This window comes from Nguyenibacter vanlangensis (assembly GCF_013376155.1).
Classification (GTDB): domain Bacteria; phylum Pseudomonadota; class Alphaproteobacteria; order Acetobacterales; family Acetobacteraceae; genus Gluconacetobacter; species Gluconacetobacter vanlangensis.
This window is the reverse complement of sequence record NZ_JABXXP010000005.1, coordinates 1-14,961: the sequence shown is the minus strand read 5'-3', so window position 1 is coordinate 14,961 and position 14,961 is coordinate 1. Positions and strand designations below refer to the sequence as shown.

At 63.5% G+C, this 14,961-nt stretch carries 19 protein-coding genes; 16 read left to right on the top strand and 3 right to left on the bottom strand.

Going from position 1 to position 14,961, the window contains the following annotated elements; genetic code table 11:
* Window positions 1–5: 5 nt before the first annotated feature.
* The 6 genes from HUK84_RS01365 (at window position 6) to HUK84_RS01340 (ending at window position 7,941) form a co-directional block, all read left to right on the top strand.
* Complete coding sequence (locus tag HUK84_RS01365) at window positions 6–827, top strand: hypothetical protein (RefSeq protein WP_176638606.1); 822 nt, start codon at window positions 6–8, stop codon at window positions 825–827.
* Between the two features lie 229 nt (window positions 828–1,056).
* Window positions 1,057–1,830 (top strand): DUF3883 domain-containing protein, encoded by a 774-nt coding sequence (locus tag HUK84_RS01360; protein WP_246285272.1) that lies wholly within the window; start codon window positions 1,057–1,059, stop codon window positions 1,828–1,830.
* 181 nt (window positions 1,831–2,011) lie between these two features.
* Window positions 2,012–3,208 carry a DUF932 domain-containing protein gene (locus HUK84_RS01355; RefSeq protein ID WP_176638604.1) on the top strand — a complete coding sequence of 399 codons (1,197 nt, stop codon included), beginning with the start codon at window positions 2,012–2,014 and terminating at the stop codon, window positions 3,206–3,208.
* 239 nt (window positions 3,209–3,447) lie between these two features.
* On the top strand, window positions 3,448–5,535 hold the full coding sequence (locus tag HUK84_RS01350; RefSeq protein ID WP_176638603.1) for a ParB/RepB/Spo0J family partition protein: 2,088 nt from the start codon (window positions 3,448–3,450) through the stop codon (window positions 5,533–5,535).
* Between the two features lie 96 nt (window positions 5,536–5,631).
* Window positions 5,632–6,684, top strand: coding sequence for a DUF7146 domain-containing protein (locus HUK84_RS01345; RefSeq protein ID WP_176638602.1), 1,053 nt, complete (start codon window positions 5,632–5,634; stop codon window positions 6,682–6,684).
* Window positions 6,685–7,011: 327 nt separating this feature from the next.
* On the top strand, window positions 7,012–7,941 hold the full coding sequence (locus HUK84_RS01340; RefSeq protein WP_176638601.1) for a DUF2493 domain-containing protein: 930 nt from the start codon (window positions 7,012–7,014) through the stop codon (window positions 7,939–7,941).
* 35 nt (window positions 7,942–7,976) lie between these two features.
* On the opposite strand, the gene HUK84_RS01335 is transcribed toward HUK84_RS01340, so the two are convergent.
* On the bottom strand, window positions 7,977–8,348 hold the full coding sequence (locus HUK84_RS01335) for a GatB/YqeY domain-containing protein (protein ID WP_176638600.1): 372 nt from the start codon (window positions 8,346–8,348) through the stop codon (window positions 7,977–7,979).
* A gap of 256 nt (window positions 8,349–8,604) precedes the next feature.
* Here HUK84_RS01335 and HUK84_RS01330 point away from each other — a divergent pair, with 256 nt between their 5' ends.
* From HUK84_RS01330 to HUK84_RS01315, 4 genes are all read left to right on the top strand, one after another.
* Window positions 8,605–8,772, top strand: coding sequence for a hypothetical protein (locus tag HUK84_RS01330; protein WP_176638599.1), 168 nt, complete (start codon window positions 8,605–8,607; stop codon window positions 8,770–8,772).
* On the top strand, window positions 8,720–9,361 hold the full coding sequence (locus HUK84_RS01325; protein ID WP_456306656.1) for a hypothetical protein: 642 nt from the start codon (window positions 8,720–8,722) through the stop codon (window positions 9,359–9,361). Before HUK84_RS01330 ends, HUK84_RS01325 begins: the two co-directional genes overlap by 53 nt.
* A gap of 615 nt (window positions 9,362–9,976) precedes the next feature.
* On the top strand, window positions 9,977–10,303 hold the full coding sequence (locus HUK84_RS01320; RefSeq protein WP_176638597.1) for a DUF736 domain-containing protein: 327 nt from the start codon (window positions 9,977–9,979) through the stop codon (window positions 10,301–10,303).
* 180 nt (window positions 10,304–10,483) lie between these two features.
* Window positions 10,484–10,699: a helix-turn-helix domain-containing protein gene (locus tag HUK84_RS01315; RefSeq protein ID WP_176638596.1), complete on the top strand. Its 216-nt coding sequence runs from the start codon at window positions 10,484–10,486 to the stop codon at window positions 10,697–10,699.
* Between the two features lie 10 nt (window positions 10,700–10,709).
* Here the strand turns inward: HUK84_RS01315 and HUK84_RS01310 are convergent, their stop codons facing one another.
* On the bottom strand, window positions 10,710–10,961 hold the full coding sequence (locus HUK84_RS01310; protein ID WP_176638595.1) for a helix-turn-helix domain-containing protein: 252 nt from the start codon (window positions 10,959–10,961) through the stop codon (window positions 10,710–10,712).
* A 230-nt stretch (window positions 10,962–11,191) separates the two neighbouring features.
* Between HUK84_RS01310 and HUK84_RS01305 the strand changes: the two genes are divergently transcribed.
* The 3 genes from HUK84_RS01305 to HUK84_RS23045 all read left to right on the top strand — a co-directional run bounded on the left by HUK84_RS01305 (window position 11,192) and on the right by HUK84_RS23045 (window position 12,365).
* Entirely contained in the window at window positions 11,192–11,455 is a 264-nt protein-coding gene (locus HUK84_RS01305) for a DNA -binding domain-containing protein (protein WP_317135209.1), read from the top strand.
* Window positions 11,456–11,581: 126 nt separating this feature from the next.
* Window positions 11,582–11,791 (top strand): transcriptional regulator domain-containing protein, encoded by a 210-nt coding sequence (locus HUK84_RS23050; protein WP_246285270.1) that lies wholly within the window; start codon window positions 11,582–11,584, stop codon window positions 11,789–11,791.
* Window positions 11,748–12,365, top strand: a complete 618-nt coding sequence (locus tag HUK84_RS23045) for a DUF2285 domain-containing protein (protein WP_317135208.1) — start codon at window positions 11,748–11,750, stop codon at window positions 12,363–12,365. The genes HUK84_RS23050 and HUK84_RS23045 overlap by 44 nt, the downstream gene beginning before the upstream one ends.
* A 39-nt stretch (window positions 12,366–12,404) precedes the next feature.
* Here HUK84_RS23045 and HUK84_RS01295 read toward each other — a convergent pair whose 3' ends face one another.
* On the bottom strand, window positions 12,405–12,830 hold the full coding sequence (locus HUK84_RS01295; protein WP_176638593.1) for a VOC family protein: 426 nt from the start codon (window positions 12,828–12,830) through the stop codon (window positions 12,405–12,407).
* 243 nt (window positions 12,831–13,073) lie between these two features.
* Here HUK84_RS01295 and HUK84_RS01290 point away from each other — a divergent pair, with 243 nt between their 5' ends.
* From HUK84_RS01290 to parA, 3 genes are all read left to right on the top strand, one after another.
* The gene (locus HUK84_RS01290) at window positions 13,074–13,325 is read left to right on the top strand and encodes a helix-turn-helix transcriptional regulator (RefSeq protein WP_040843644.1); all 252 of its coding nucleotides are present in this window, start codon (window positions 13,074–13,076) and stop codon (window positions 13,323–13,325) included.
* Between the two features lie 11 nt (window positions 13,326–13,336).
* A complete protein-coding gene (locus HUK84_RS01285) occupies window positions 13,337–14,452 on the top strand; it encodes a replication initiator protein A (RefSeq protein ID WP_176638592.1) in 1,116 nt (371 codons plus the stop codon).
* On the top strand, window positions 14,449–14,961 hold a 513-nt coding region (gene parA, locus HUK84_RS01280), incomplete at its 3' end, for a ParA family partition ATPase (RefSeq protein ID WP_176638591.1). The genes HUK84_RS01285 and parA, both read left to right, overlap by 4 nt.

Sequence of the window (14,961 nt, the reverse complement as noted above, 5' to 3'; positions counted from 1 at the left end):
CCGTCATGCAGCGCTTGGTCATCGATAGCAACATGCTGCAATCGGAAAAACTCAGACGCTTTTTAGATGCGTCGGTAGCCAACTTTGCTGTCCTCCCGGATTTCGCTTGGTTTGAGCTTTACAAGCAAAAATCAGTCGAAGCGATTGTTGCGGCGTTGTCCGTGATCGGCGATTTTCCCGAACAGATCATTGTTTTGAAGTCGGGAAGCGAAATCGCACAGATTGACCCCAGGACTTCTATGATGACAACCGCGATGCAACGTACTGATGTGGCGCGCGATATTCGGGAAATGGTCGCTATCCTGAATGGTCCTGATCGAAATAAGCCGGAGATCAGCGCTCAGTTGGAGCGTCTTTGGTCTGGAGCTGTGAACTTGCTTCCCGGAATGCTCGAAGGTGCTCAAGACATAATGACGTCATTGCCAGAGATGGCAGAGCAAATGTTCGCACCCCAGCAGCTTCGCATTATAAGAATGAATACGCGATATCCGGAGGATATGTTTTCTTCTATTTTCGGAGCGGCCGATCAAATATGGGAGACTTTGTCGAGCGTAGATAGCCGCCACAATTGGACATCAGAATTCGATGAATTCAAAAATCATACTTATCTCTACCGCTATGCTCTCGCAATCGTCATCTACCTTCTCTGGTGGATCAAGAATGGGAGCCAAAACCAAAAGCGCCTTGATCGTGTAAGAAACGATCTAATTGACTTGAGCTTTGCAGTCTATGGCACGTACTTTGAAGGACTCATGACTGCAGACAAAAACGCCGAATGGATGCATCAAAACTTGTATCTCGCGCTTGATGCCATCGATAATGCGTAGGGCCAGTCCGCCACTGCCAATCGGATCCGAGCCTTTCGTAAGGCAGACTGCGCAGCGGCGCACTTTCGCCTTTACAGGTAACGCGGCAACCACGCGTCGCCACAGCGGGCTCGGAAACACGATCGAAACCCATGATGACAAGTGGTCTTCGCATCTCTAGCCTGGGGAAATGTCAAAAGGGCCTTGGACGGACGAAGAGAACGACTCGATCGTCGCGGATTACTTCGCGATGCTGGCTAATGACGTCGCTCATGTGCCCTACAGCAAGTCCGAACATAACCAGCGGATGCAAGAGAAAATCGGCCGCTCTCGAAAGTCGATAGAGTTCAAGCACCAGAATATCAGCGCGGTACTCAAGGGGCTTGGCGAGGATTGGATTCCTGGTTACAAGCCGGCCTTCCATTTTCAGATGACGCTAGTCGATGCAGTAGTACGGTGGCTTGCGCGGAATCCGAGTTGGCTGGCCAGGAATCCAAGCACGCGTCCAGAATCCGGACTATCCGAGGCATCTCTGATTTGGGTGGGGCCTCCACCGACACATTCGAACCAGCCGCCACCGCAGGAACTGGAGCAGACGTTCAAAATCGCTCGAAAGTTCGACGTTGCGGCGCGAGACGAGCGCAATCGTACTCTTGGACGAGCTGGCGAAGAATGCGTGTTGGGGCATGAGCATGCCATGCTGAAGAATGCAGGCCGCGATGACCTTGCCGGTAAGGTACGCTGGGTGGCAGAGGAGGAGGGTGATGGGTTGGGTTATGACATCGCAAGTTTCACAATCGACGGCCGTCCACGCTTGATCGAGGTCAAAACCACCAACGGCTGGGAACGCACCCCCTTTCAAATCACACGCAACGAATTGACGGTCGCCGATCAGAGGCGTACCGAGTGGTGCCTTTTCCGGCTTTGGAACTTCTCGCGCCAACCAAAGGCATTCGAGCTATATCCACCGCTGGATGCCCACGTTTCGCTGACGGCGATAACGTTCCAGGCTAGTTTCTACTGAGAACTGAACATGGGATAAATGGGGAAAGCCTTCCCCCTGGTCGGCGCCGCGGTCGCCGACGCCCCCCCTTCTGCGGGGAGATCCCGCAACGCCCCTTTTAGAGTGAGAGGACGGACCGGCTTCGCCGTGACGGGTTGAAGGCTGGAGGAGAGGCCTCCGGCGCCCGTCATGGAGACTAGCCATGACACATGTGGAGATTCTGGACCCCGCTCGCGAGCGCGCTGGCGGCTACAAGGTGGATGTGAGCCGCGGCGAGCGGATCGGCCGGGTAACATCGGAATGGTTTTCGCGGCCGGCGGACGAGCGCTACCTGTCCCTGTCGGATCTCTATGCCGCCGTCCGTGGCCGGACCGAGCGGAGCCGGACCCGAACCGTCGAGAGCGCGGCGATCCGGGTCGAGGCGAGCCGCGACGATACCGAGCGCCTGGCGCTGATGCTGCCCGGGTCCGACACGCCGATCGCGCCGACGCATTGGAGCTTCGGCCAGCTCGCCGGTTTGGTCGGCGCGCCGGCGGCCTATCTGCGTCAGCTTCCCGCGCCGCTGGCCGGCATCAACCTGCAATATGGCCTGACTTCGCATCGCGCCGAGCAGGTGAAGACGCTCGAAATCGAAGATGGCCGCGTCGAGCTGCGCGCCGTCACCGGGCCCGACTATGGCCGCATCTTCGATCATGAGCTGGTCGCGGCCGTGCAGCGCATCGCCGGCAACGGCACAGGCGACACCCGCTGGAAGGTGCCGGGCGTCCTCGACTGGTCGACCGGCATCTACAATCCGCGCGTCGACATCACCCAGGACACCTCCACGCTCTACGCGTCCGATCGCGACGTCTTCCTCTTCCTGGTCGACGATCTGAATCCGATCGAGGCCGGCCGGCTGCCCGACGGTTCGCCCGACCTCTACTTCCGTGGTTTCTATTGCTGGAATTCGGAGGTGGGCGCGAAGACGCTTGGCATGGCCAGCTTCTATCTCCGCGCCGTTTGCCAGAACCGAAATCTCTGGGGCGTGGAGGATTTCGAGGAGATCACAATCCGCCACTCGAAATACGCCGCCACGCGCTTCGCCCATGAGGCCGCGCCGGCGTTGACGCGGTTCGCCAATTCCTCACCGCTCCCGTTCGTCAACGGCATCAAGGCGGCGCGCGAGAAGATCGTCGCGCGTAATGACGAGGACCGCAGCGACTTCCTGCGCAAGCGTGGGTTCTCGAAGACCGAGACGGCAAAGATCATCGAGACGGTGCTGGCCGAAGAGGGACGCAAGCCCGAGAGCGTGTTCGACTTCGTGCAGGGCATCACCGCGGTCGCACGCGACAAGACTCAGCAGGATGCGCGGCTCGACCTGGAGGCGCGCGCCAAGAAGCTGCTCGACCGAGCGGCCTGATTTCCGGAAAGCCGGAGAAGCGGAATTGTGCATCTCCGGCTTTCAGCCCGGCGCACCGCCCTTCCCACCTTCGGCCAATTGGGAGTCAAAGTCCCGCCGATTGGAAGCCGCAGTCCCTTCCTCTTTCCTGATCGTCGGTTCTGCGGCGCTGCCCTCCAGAGTGAGAGGGCGGCGCTGCGCTTCGTGACGAGTTGATGTCGAGAGAGAGGCTTTCGGCGCTCGTCGCGGAGTACATCCCGATGGCTACCACCGTTCAGAAGATCACCCTCTCGCCCTCGCGCGACATCCCCTTCAACAAGCTCTTGCTCTCGCAGTCGAACGTCCGGCGCGTGAAGGCGGGCGTCTCGGTCGAGGAATTGGCCGACGATATCGTCCGCCGCGGCCTGTTGCAGGGCCTCAGCGTCCGGCCCGTCACTGACCAGGCCGGCGTCGAGACCGGCATGTTCGAGATCCCAGCCGGCGGCCGACGCTACCGGGCGCTGGAGCTGCTCGTGAAGCAGAAGCGCCTCGCCAAGACGGCGCCGGTGCCCTGCGTCGTTCGCGACAGCGGCATCGCCGAGGAGGACTCGCTCGCCGAGAACGTCCAGCGCGCGCCGCTCCACCCTCTCGACCAGTTCCGGGCCTTCCTGGCCCTGCGCGAGAAGGGGCTGTCCGAGGAGGAGATCGCCGCCGCCTTCTTCGTCTCGGTCAATGTGGTGAAGCAGCGCCTGAAGCTCGCGTCGGTCTCGCCGGCCTTGCTCGACGTCTACGCCGAAGACGGCATGACGCTCGATCAGCTCATGGCCTTCACGGTGTCCGGTGACCACGAGCGCCAGGAGCAGGTGTTCGAGCGCCTGAAGGTCTCCTATGACAAGCAGCCCTACGTCATCCGCCGGATGCTGACCGAGGGCGCGGTCCGCGCCTCCGACAAGCGGGCGCAGTTCATCGGCCTCGACGCCTATGACGCGGCGGGCGGCTCCGTGCTGCGCGACCTGTTCCAGGGCGACGATGGTGGCTGGTTGCAGGACGTACCGCTCGTGGACCAAATGGTGACCGACAAGCTGAAGGCGGACGCCGAGGCGATCGCCGCCGAAGGCTGGAAGTGGATCGAGGTCGCGCCCGACTTCGCCTATGGCCACGCCTTCGGTCTGCGGCAGCTTCGCGGCGAGGCCGTGCCGCTGACCGCCGAGGAAGAGGCGAGCCGCGATGCGCTTCAGGCTGAGTTCGACCGGCTGTCCGAGGAATACCAGGACGCCGATGAACTGCCGGACGAGGTAGACGAGCGCCTGTCGGAGCTGGAGACGCTGATCGAGGGTTTCGACAACCGTCCCGTGGTGTTTGACGCCGCCGAGATCGCGCGCGCAGGCGCTTTCGTCAGCATTGGCGCCGACGGCCAGCTTCGCGTCGAGCGCGGCTATGTCCGAACGGAAGACGAATTGGCGGCCGAGCCTGCGTTCGAGGACGCGGAAGGCGACGATGAACGCGCTATCGCCGCCAGCTACGAGGGCAACGAGGCCGTCGTAACGGTTGAGCCTGACGCCGAGCCGGAGGAGGACGAGGGTCTCTCGCCCATCTCCGATCGTCTGATGACCGAGCTGACCTCGCACCGGACGCTTTGCCTGCGCTACGCGCTCGGCGAGCGGCCCGACATCGCCTTCGTCGCGGCCCTGCACGTCCTCACGCTGAAGACCTTCTACCACTATGGCTCGGATAGCTGCCTTGAGCTGGACCTGAAGAGCGTCAGCTTCGGGACGCAGGCGCCGGGGCTCAACGACAGCGCCTCGGCCGAGGCGATCCGCATGCGGCACGAAAGCTGGTCGAAGGCGCTTCCCAAGGAATCGGCCGATCTCTGGGATGCCTTGCAGGAATGGGACGGCGACAGCCAGGCGGGCCTGTTCGCCCACATCGTCAGCCTCTCGGTCAACGCGGTGTACGAGCCCTGGAACCGGCGGCCTCGTGCGGCCGCCCATGCCGACCGGCTGGCGCAGGCGGTCGATCTCGACATGGCGGCGGCCGGATGGAAGCCGACCGTGGACAACTTCCTCGGCCGGGTGACGAAGGCTCGCATCCTTCAGGCGGTTTCTCAGGCGAAGGGCCAGCGCGCTGCCGATCGGATCGAGCATCTGAAGAAGGGCGACATGGCGGCCGAGGCGGAGACGCTTCTGGCCGACACCGCCTGGCTGCCCGACCCGCTCCGCACGCCTGGCCGCGCCGTTGTGGCCGAACCGGCGCCGGAATCTGTGGCCGAGGAGGCCGCAGAGCAGTCCAGCGAAAAACTGCCGGAGGACGACGACGAGCCGGTCGCGCAGAATGACGACGCCGGCGCGGACATGATCGCAGCCGAATAGCTGCCGACTGCACTGAGGGCCCGCTGGCTCGGACCTCCCCGCGAAGCAGGCTTCGTGGGGACCCGGGTGGCGGGCCTTTTCTTTTCGAGGACTGCCATGAGCAACAGCGCGCATGATCTCGCACACCGCCTGGGCCGACAGGCCGAGGCCGTGTGCCGCCATTACCTCTCTTCCGGTCGTCGCGAGGGCGGTTATTGGCTTGTCGGCGACGCCCGCAATGTAGCCGGCCGCTCGATGTTCGTGCGGCTCAGAGACACGGCGAAAGGGCCTGCTGGCAAATGGACCGACGCCGCCACTGGCGAGCACGGCGACTTGTTGGACGTGATCCGGGAAAGCTGCGGCCTGATCGACTTCAAGGACGTCGCCGACGAGGCGCGATCGTTCCTCAGCCTCCCGCATCCTGAGCCGGAGCCCGATCAATCCCGAGCACGCGGACCCAGTGCCCCGACCGGATCGCCGGAAGCGTCACGGCGACTGTTCGGCATGTCGCAGCTGATTTCCCGGACTCTCGTAGAAACGTACCTCCGTAATCGCGGCATTACGGCTCTGCACGGAACCGGAAGCCTGCGCTTCCACCCGCGCTGCTATTACCGGCCCGACGACGACAGCCCGACCGAGACCTGGCCGGCAATGATCGCCAGCGTGACCGACCTCGGAGGCCATCTGACCGGGGCGCACCGCACCTGGCTCGATCCGCACGGATTCTCCGAGGCGACGCTCGGCAAGGCGCCGATCGACACACCGCGACGGGCAATGGGCGACCTTCTTGGAAATGCCGTTCGATTCGGAGTGGCGGGCGAAGTCATGGCGGCCGGCGAAGGCATCGAGACCATGCTGTCGCTCAGATGCGTCTTGCCGACCATGCCGATGGTCGCGGCGCTTTCGGCAGCACATCTCTCCGCCATTCTGTTCCCCGACACGCTGCGGCGACTCTACATCGCCCGCGATGACGATCCCGCCGGCGACGGCGCGATGACCACCCTCATCGACCGAGCGCAGGAGGCTGGGATCGAGGCGATCGTGATCTCGCCACGGCTCGGCGACTTCAACGAGGATCTCCGCTTGCTCGGTGTCGATGCGCTTCGGGCGTCAAGCCGAGTGCAGATCGCGCCGCAGGACGTCGCCCGGTTCATGGAGCTGGCGGCATAGCCGGAAGGGGATGAGAGGGGCGCGGCGGCGTCGTCAAGACAAGGCCGGCGGTCAGCTTCCTCGTGAGCCGGAGAGAACCGCTCCCACGGCCTTCTGAGAGGGCGATCGGGCGGCAAACGGCCCGGACCGGCAACCTCGTGGGCCGACTATTTTCCGGCGGCGGCCGAGGCCGCCTTTCCATCGCGAGACAAAATAGTCGGCCCCCTCGGCCCTCCGCTGCCGCTTCGGCCCTCCGCTCTCGCTCCGGGTGCAGGTCCGGTCCGCCCGCCGCCTTCGTCGCCATGAAGGCCGCGATGGGCGCGGTCGATCCGACGAAGGAAGCCTGCGATGACCACCGACCGCGACGACGATTTCGAGCCGCACCACAGCTCATCCTCGACCGACCAGGTCCTCCACGAACTCCAGCTCTATGGCTACCGTCCCTTCCACGACGAGCCCGACCCCCGGCCGCTTCCCGAAGCGAATATCCTCGCAGGTAGCATCGCCGACATCTTCGATGCGCTGGTGGTGGCGCTTTCCGACACGCGACTCGAACCCGACCTCGAGGAGCTGCTCTGGTCGACGGTGAACGTCTTCCACCGGGCCATCGACCGGATCGAGCGCGAACTCGACGACAACGAATTGGCGCAGCAGCGCTCGCAGCGTGAACAGGACGGCAGCGAGGTCAAATCCGTCGAGCTGGAGCGACTGACGGCGGAAGGCCAGACGCTGATCGAGCGGCGCAATGCTTTCGAGCTGATGCGCGACCAGGCCGCCGATCACTTCGAGCAACACACCCACTCAGCCTGGCGGCCGCGCAACGGGTCGAAGGTCAACCATCGCAACCTCACCTCGGCGATGATCGACAGCCGTGATTTCTTGGCGGCGAAGAAGCGCGCTGACAACCAGGTACTCTTGCCCGCAGGCCCGAAGGTGGCGCTTACCGGCGGGCTCGATTTCAACGATCACCGGCTGATCTGGGCCAAGCTCGACCAGGTCCACGCCAAGCACCCGGACATGGTGCTGCTGCACGGCGGATCGCCCAAGGGCGCCGAGCTGATCGCCGCCAAATGGGCCGACAGTCGCAAGGTGACGCAGATCGCCTTCAAGCCCGACTGGACGAAGCACGCCAAGGCCGCACCGTTCAAGCGCAACGATGCGCTGTTGGAGACCCTGCCGATCGGAGTGATGCACTTCCCCGGCACGGGCATACAGGACAACCTCGCCGACAAGGCGAAGAAGCTCGGCATCCCGGTCTGGAAGTTCGGCGGCGCGTAGGCGCCGTCCCGAGTTCGTTGCCGCAAAGTGGCTTCTCACTCGCCGCCGGCAACGGATCCACCGAGGTAGCGGCCCACGATTTTTGCGGCCGCGATCAATTCCTCCGCCCGGTCATGGTGGCCTGCCGCGCGATATTCTTCGGCAGCCGCCAAGCGGACATTGCTCTCGCTTTCCAGCAATCGACGCAGGTCTTCGGCCGCCAGGTTCCGCCGTGGCACCTCGACCGAAGGATCGCCGAACGCTCTGACGACATAAGTCTCATGCAGGCTGCCCACCGGCACGGCTTGCGCATCGTCGATCGCGGCGATCAGGCCGCGCAGCACCTTGACCTCCGGCAAACACCGGCCACGCATGGCCGCTTTCAGGTCGACCCGTAACCGCGCCGTTAGTTCTTGCAGATCGCTCACTACGGAATTCTAGCCGCATCTGGCCTGCTCCGGCCAGAGATCCGACCTTCCCGGCCCTCCGGGCACCACCCCGCGTCTATCAGCGCTGATCCTTGGTCCGGCCGAGAGCCTGACGCCATCAACCCGTAAAGGGTCGGCTTACGCAAAGCGTGCCGCCGCTGCGTCTCCGCCTGCGCGGTGATTGCGGCCCTCGGCCGAACACATCGGGCGCCTGTCGCGCGGGGATGGTCCCCGCTTCAGCACAGGAGCCAGATCAATGTCTCAAGCCCTCGCATTCGCCAACGGCTGGAACCTCGCGAAAACCCTCATGGTCTGCGTCGTCGTCTTTCATGCTGACACTGGCCACTTCGGCGTAATGCCGGCCGCCGAATATGACGGCGATCCCGGCGCCGTCATCCACGAATTCGACCCCTTCCAATCATGAAGGGGGACGTCGCCACGCAAGCTGGACCGCAGACGGCCAGCGGGATTTCTCCTCCCGTTGGCGCCTGTTTGCGGCTATACTCGCGGCCGCGCCGTGGTGGTGGTGGAAGGCGCGACCGTCAGACCTTTATCTCACGGAGCACACCGCCATGATCATCTTTGGACCCCTGCTTGTCCTCGTCGGCATCGGCTTTTTCTGCTGGCTGCTGTTCACCCTTGCTGTCTTCGCGCTGCCATTCTTCGTCGGTCTCACGGTCGGCATCTGGGCCTTTCACACCGGCGCCGGCGTTCTCGGAGGAATTCTTGTCGGCCTCGTTGCTGGCGGCGCGACCTTCGGCATCGGCCAGTTCGCCCTGGGCTTGATCACTTGGACCTGGCTCAGGCTGCTGATCATCCTGCTCTTCGTCGCGCCTGCCACCGTCGCCGGTTATAGCGCCACCCACGGACTCGCACAGATGGCCATGCCGTCAACGACCTGGCAGATGATCTTTTCGGTGGTCGGCGCCATTGCGGTCAGCGTTACGGCATTCCTGCGCTTCACCGGGATGACCGCGCCCGGACCAATCGGACAAGGCATGGCGCGCGGCTGACGCCACGGCAGAACCACCAGGGCAAGACCAGATTGGCCCTTTCTCATCTGCGCAGCCCGTCGTTCCGAGGGTGCTGTGTTGACCCGGGCAGTGAAGCGCGGCTGAGCATGGCTTTGCCCCATCGTAATGCGGCCCGCAGGAGCCAAGGGAGGCCCAGCGCGGAAGCCTGACGCGACGCTTCGACAAACACCGTCGTGGACAGGACGTTCTCGCCCGAGCAGCAGCATGGGACTAGCTTCGTCTTGTATCGCCGGCACGGATGGGTTCGGATCGCCGTCGCGTCTGAGCGGATTTCTCAGGGCACCTCGAGCGTCACCACGTCCTGCTTGATGTCGACTCTGTTCGGACCGAGCGCACCAAACGGCCTCTTCGATGGATGGATCTGGCCGAAGGCCGGCTGAAGCCTCGATCGCCTATGGCGCAATGGCACCGATCGACTTTCTTCCCCTGCCGGCTGCGCCGCCATTCCTCGCGAAACAACAAAGTCGCCTGGCTGCCATCCTCCGCTAGCGCTGCGGCCCGCAAGCGGGTGCGCCGTCGATCGCCTCCTGCCTCTCGATCACCATCGAGGCCGCAATGGTGCGGGCTCGGAAACAGAGATCAAGGAGAACTACCATGGCGACCATCGGCACCTTCAAGAAGACCGGCTCGAACGAGTTCAACGGCGAAATCGTCACCCTCTCGGTGCAGGCCAAGAACGTCCGCATCGTCCCCGAGGCCACCCGCTCGGGCGAGAACGCCCCCAGCCACCGGGTCTATGTCGGCCGCGTCGAGATCGGCGCCGCCTGGGCCAAGCGCTCCAACGAGGGCCGCGATTATCTGGGCCTGAAGCTGGACGATCCGAGCTTCACCGCCCCGATCTTCGCCAACCTCTTCGACGACGAGGACGGTGAGGGCTACAGCCTGATCTGGTCCCGCCCCAACGGTCGCCGCGGCGACTGAACCGCTCAATGCCCCGTCCGGCCGGTCCGGGCGGGACACCGCTCCCATGGGCGGAGCAGACCTGACCACCGATCGTTGATCCCCGGCACACGGCCCCGGTTGGCCCGCTCTAGCTTGCAAGAGGACGAATACCTAGTATATTGGGTGGCAATATATTAGGTGGACTGGCGATCTTTCCGCATGAGTTTGCGGGAGATCGTGGCCGTCAATTTGCGAAAACTGAGACACGCCCGGAATCTGTCTCAGGAGGATCTGGCCGACCGTGCGGGCGTCAATCGCAACTATGTCGGGATGCTGGAGCGCGAAGAGCACGCCGCGACCGTGGACATGCTTGAGAAGCTTGCCGAGGTTCTCGAAACCGACCCGATCGAGTTCTTTCGTCGCCCAGAGGGATGAAGGCCGGACGTCAGGGCGCCTCGTCGGACCTTCCTTTGCGCGGCCTGGACGACGGGTTTACACGCACCAATTCCGTCGCCTCCACCTCCAGCGCCTCGGCGATCCTGCCGAGCACGGTGACGCTGGCCGAAACGTCGGCGCGCTCGATCCCACCCACGTAACGGGCGCTAAGCCCGGCTCGCTCTGCCAGTTCTTCCTGCGTCATGTCCTTGGCATGACGCAACCGACGCAGATTGACCGCCATGACCTCCTTGAGATCCATGGCGATGATGGAGCCGGTTTAGGAACTATCGTTCCAGGAACGATAGTTCCGATTCGTACTGCGCTTTGTGAACTTGCGCCGCCTTCATTTCTCCGACTCTGCTTGTTCGTCGGTGGACGCGATGCAAGTCGCGCATCACGATATTGCTCCGATTTAGCGCGAATTACGTTCAGTACTAATGATAAATGGATGCTGAACGCATTGCTTCGATCTGACGGGGGATGATCGCAGTGACTGAGCCTTCATTTGCGGAACGGCCGCCGCTGACGGATCGCGTCAGCCCTTATGACGAGCGACATCTCGCAATATACCTCAGGTTGTTGATGGCTGAGGAAGAGGGAGCCGACTGGCGGGAAGTCGTGCAGGTGCTGTTCGGGTTAGACCCCGAACGGGAGCCAGATCGTGCCAAAATCGTCCATGACAGCCACCTGGCGCGGGCTCGTTGGATGACCGAAACAGGCTATCGGCACCTGCTCGAACCACGAATGCAATAATTCAATCCCTGCTGGTCGGGTGGCGTGTCGCTGCGCGCGATGCAACCATAGGGACTAGCGCAACGGCCAAGGTTCCGGCTCGTCTCGTTGCTCCCCGAAAAGGGGAAGAAGACGAGAGGAAACGCCATGCCTAGAGAGTCTTGGCGCTCACCGGAGACGACCGAACGACTGAACGTTCTCGATCGCCCCGGATTCGCTGCCGAGTTCCTGCGACGCAACCCTGAATATCGTCGCGACTTCGCCAAAACCCAGCGCGAGATCGCCCGCAAGACGATCGACGCAGAGACGGGGTGTGCCCGACTCGCTGCACGATGGAGGTTGCGCTTTCGTCCATGATCCGACGGTCGCTGTAACTCCCGGACTTAACCCGTGGCTGCCCGAGGTAGCGCCAAGCGTCGTGCTTCTCGAAGCGGCGCCCGTTGGCTTCGGGATTGCCCAGGGTATCAGCGGCCCCTTCGTCGAAACTCGGGACGCGAGTGGGCGCGGGCCAACGCGGGTTCTCGATATTTCCGACGAAACTGGCACCGTATCCGTTCGGTCAAGCGATCCCCAGGCGTTCGAAAGGCCGGCAATCCTCCTCCCGCTCGACACGATGTTTGAGCTACGGCTCGACATTGCGCTCCGCATTGTTCGGCGAGCACGTGGACAGGCAGTCAAACTCCTCCCCACGGCCCTGAGGTTGACGCCGTTGCAGAGGGCACGCCTCATCCAGCTCCTGCATGCCTTCGACATCCGTGATGCAGGCGGCGGACCGCGCGAAGTCGCGGCAGAGGTTCTTTCATCAGACCAGGCTCGGCTTCCCTCAGTCGAATGGAAAGACTCACACGCCCGCCGTAGAGCCAACCGCTTGATTCATGACGCGACCGTCCTGGTCGAACGTGGCTATCTCAAACTTTTGCGTGGCGGCTGAATCAACGCGAATGCCTATGGGGCGCCGCCTACTTGCATATCAGCTTTGGCAAACGGGGTTAGGCCACGACGCTTCGATATTGTTGTTGTCGGGATCCAGCACGAAGGCGACGTAATTGGCTTCGCGCCGCCTGCCCTGGTCACGGAAGCCGGGAACGCCATTGTCGCGGCCACCATTGGCGAGCGCCGCCTTGTAGAACTCTTCCACCGCCTCTCGCGTCGGCGACGCAAAAGCAAGGTGAATGGGCGCTCCACCAGGCACGTTCCCAGCTCTCCAGTAGCTAGGAACGCCTTTTCGGTCTCCCGCTATAAACAAGAAGCCGCGCGCATCCCGAGCCTTGAAGATGGCCGCATCAAACTGTGGCAGGTCTTGGACTCGTTCAATTCCCAGCGGCAACAAACACGCGGTGAAAAACGGCAGGCTCTGGGCGGTGTCGCGGACTAGAAAGCCGACATGATCGAACATCGCAATATTGTGCCTTGCTAGTCATGTCGGGACAAGTCCGCATCACTTTTCTAACCGCGAAGCGGAACGACCGAAACTGAGGGATCGTCCGCTGTAGGCCGTAGCGCTGCCGGCCTTTCGTGTCGAAGGGGACGCGACGTCGCATAAATTTTCGTCCACCCCCAACGCTTGATCCCTCCGCCACCGTGATCCCGAAACGCCGCTCATTCGACGCGGCGCCCTCGACCGACACGGAGGCTCCCTATGCTCGACAGGTCCGCGCAGCTTTCCACGCGCTACGTCCGCACCCATGAGGCGGCGCGCCTCCTCGGAATCTCGCCACGCACCCTGGAGAAATATCGCTGCCACGGCAGCGGCCCGACCTTCCGCAAGCTCGGCGGCCGCGTCGTCTACGCCATTGGCGATCTCGAGGCCTGGGCCGACCAGGCCGCTTGCAGCTCGACGTCGGATCCCCGTTACGTCGAGGCCCGCGCCGCTGGCCACGCACAGCGCTGAGGCGATCTCCGATGTCGTCGCGCCGCCTCATCATCGCCAGCGAACGGAGCAAGCTCGATCCGTTCGTCGTCGCCACGGGCGACGCAAGCCCGCGTGACCAGCGCGACCTGATGGAGCGACCGTTCTTTTCGCTCGCCAAGGCCCGGCGCACCGCGCCGATTCTCTATGAGACCGGCGACGTCCGCGTGGAAGTCTATGCCGTCCCTGAGCACGGCATGGCGACCATCTGGGACGCCGACGTATTGATCTGGGCCGCGAGCCAGATCGTCGAAGCCGAGGACCTGGGCTTCAAGACGTCGCGCTTTCTGCGTTTCACGCCCTATCAGCTCCTGACGTCGATCGGCCGGCAGACCGGCGCGCGCGATTACAAGCTCCTGAAGGGCGCGCTGGCGCGCCTGCAATCAACCGTCATCCGCACGACGATCCGTAACGGCGAGCATTGGCGCCGCCATCAGTTTTCTTGGATCAACGAGTGGGAGGAATGCACGACCCGCGACGGCCGCGTCGAGGGCATGGAGTTCGTTCTCCCGGACTGGTTCTACCGCGGCGTCATCGACCGCTCGCTCGTGCTCGCCATTGATCCAGCCTATTTCCGGCTGACCGGCGGCATCGAACGCTGGCTGTATCGGGTCGCTCGCAAGCACGCCGGCCGCCAGCCCAAGGGCTGGCTCTTCGAGATCGCGCACCTTCACGAGAAATCCGGCAGCCTCGCCAAGCTCCCCGATTTCGCCTTCGACCTCCGCCGCATCGCCGCCCGCCAACCGCTCCCGGGTTACCGCCTGCGCATCGAGCGCAATGGCCGACGCGAACTGCTGCGCATACTGCCCGCCGGTTTGTCCACAGGGCCTGTGGATATCGCTGTGGACGGGGTCGGGACTTCGGGCGTTCCGACTATCGGGACTTCGGGAGTGCGGGTATCGGGACTTCGGGAGTGCAAACCGCAGCTAACCCTTTGGCCTGAAACGGCGATTCCGGGCCTTAACTTAGAGTCTAACTTAGAATCTAACTCTTGTAGTTGGCCCAGCCATTCTGCGGATAACCGCGTCCCGACCGCCGCGTCCCGGCCCAATCTGCCCAACCGACAGCCATCGCTGCCCTTGAGCCGTAAGCCGGGAGGGAAGAAATGATCGTCGCCCTCCTCAACCAGAAGGGCGGCGTCGGCAAGACGACGCTCGCGCTGCACCTCGCCGGCGAATGGGCCCTGCACGGCAAGCGCGTCACGGTGGTCGATGCCGACCCGCAAGGCTCGGCGCTCGACTGGTCGCAGCAGCGCGCACGGGAAAATGTCTCGCGGCTGTTTGGCGTCATCGGCTTGGCACGCGACACGCTCCATCGCGAAGCGCCCGAGATCGCCCGCACCGCCGACCACGTCGTCATCGACGGTCCGCCGCGTGTCGCGGGCCTGATGCGCTCGGCGCTGCTCGCTGCCGACTTGGTGCTGATCCCCGTACAGCCATCGCCGCTCGACGGTTGGGCGTCGGCCGAGATGCTGGCCTTGCTGCGCGAGGCGCGCATCTACCGACCTGGGCTCGCCGCGCGCTTCGTCTTGAACCGCTGCGGCGCGCGGACGGTGATCGCGCGCGAGACCGCCGAGACCCTGGCCGATCATGATCCGCCAGTGCTCACCAGCACGGTT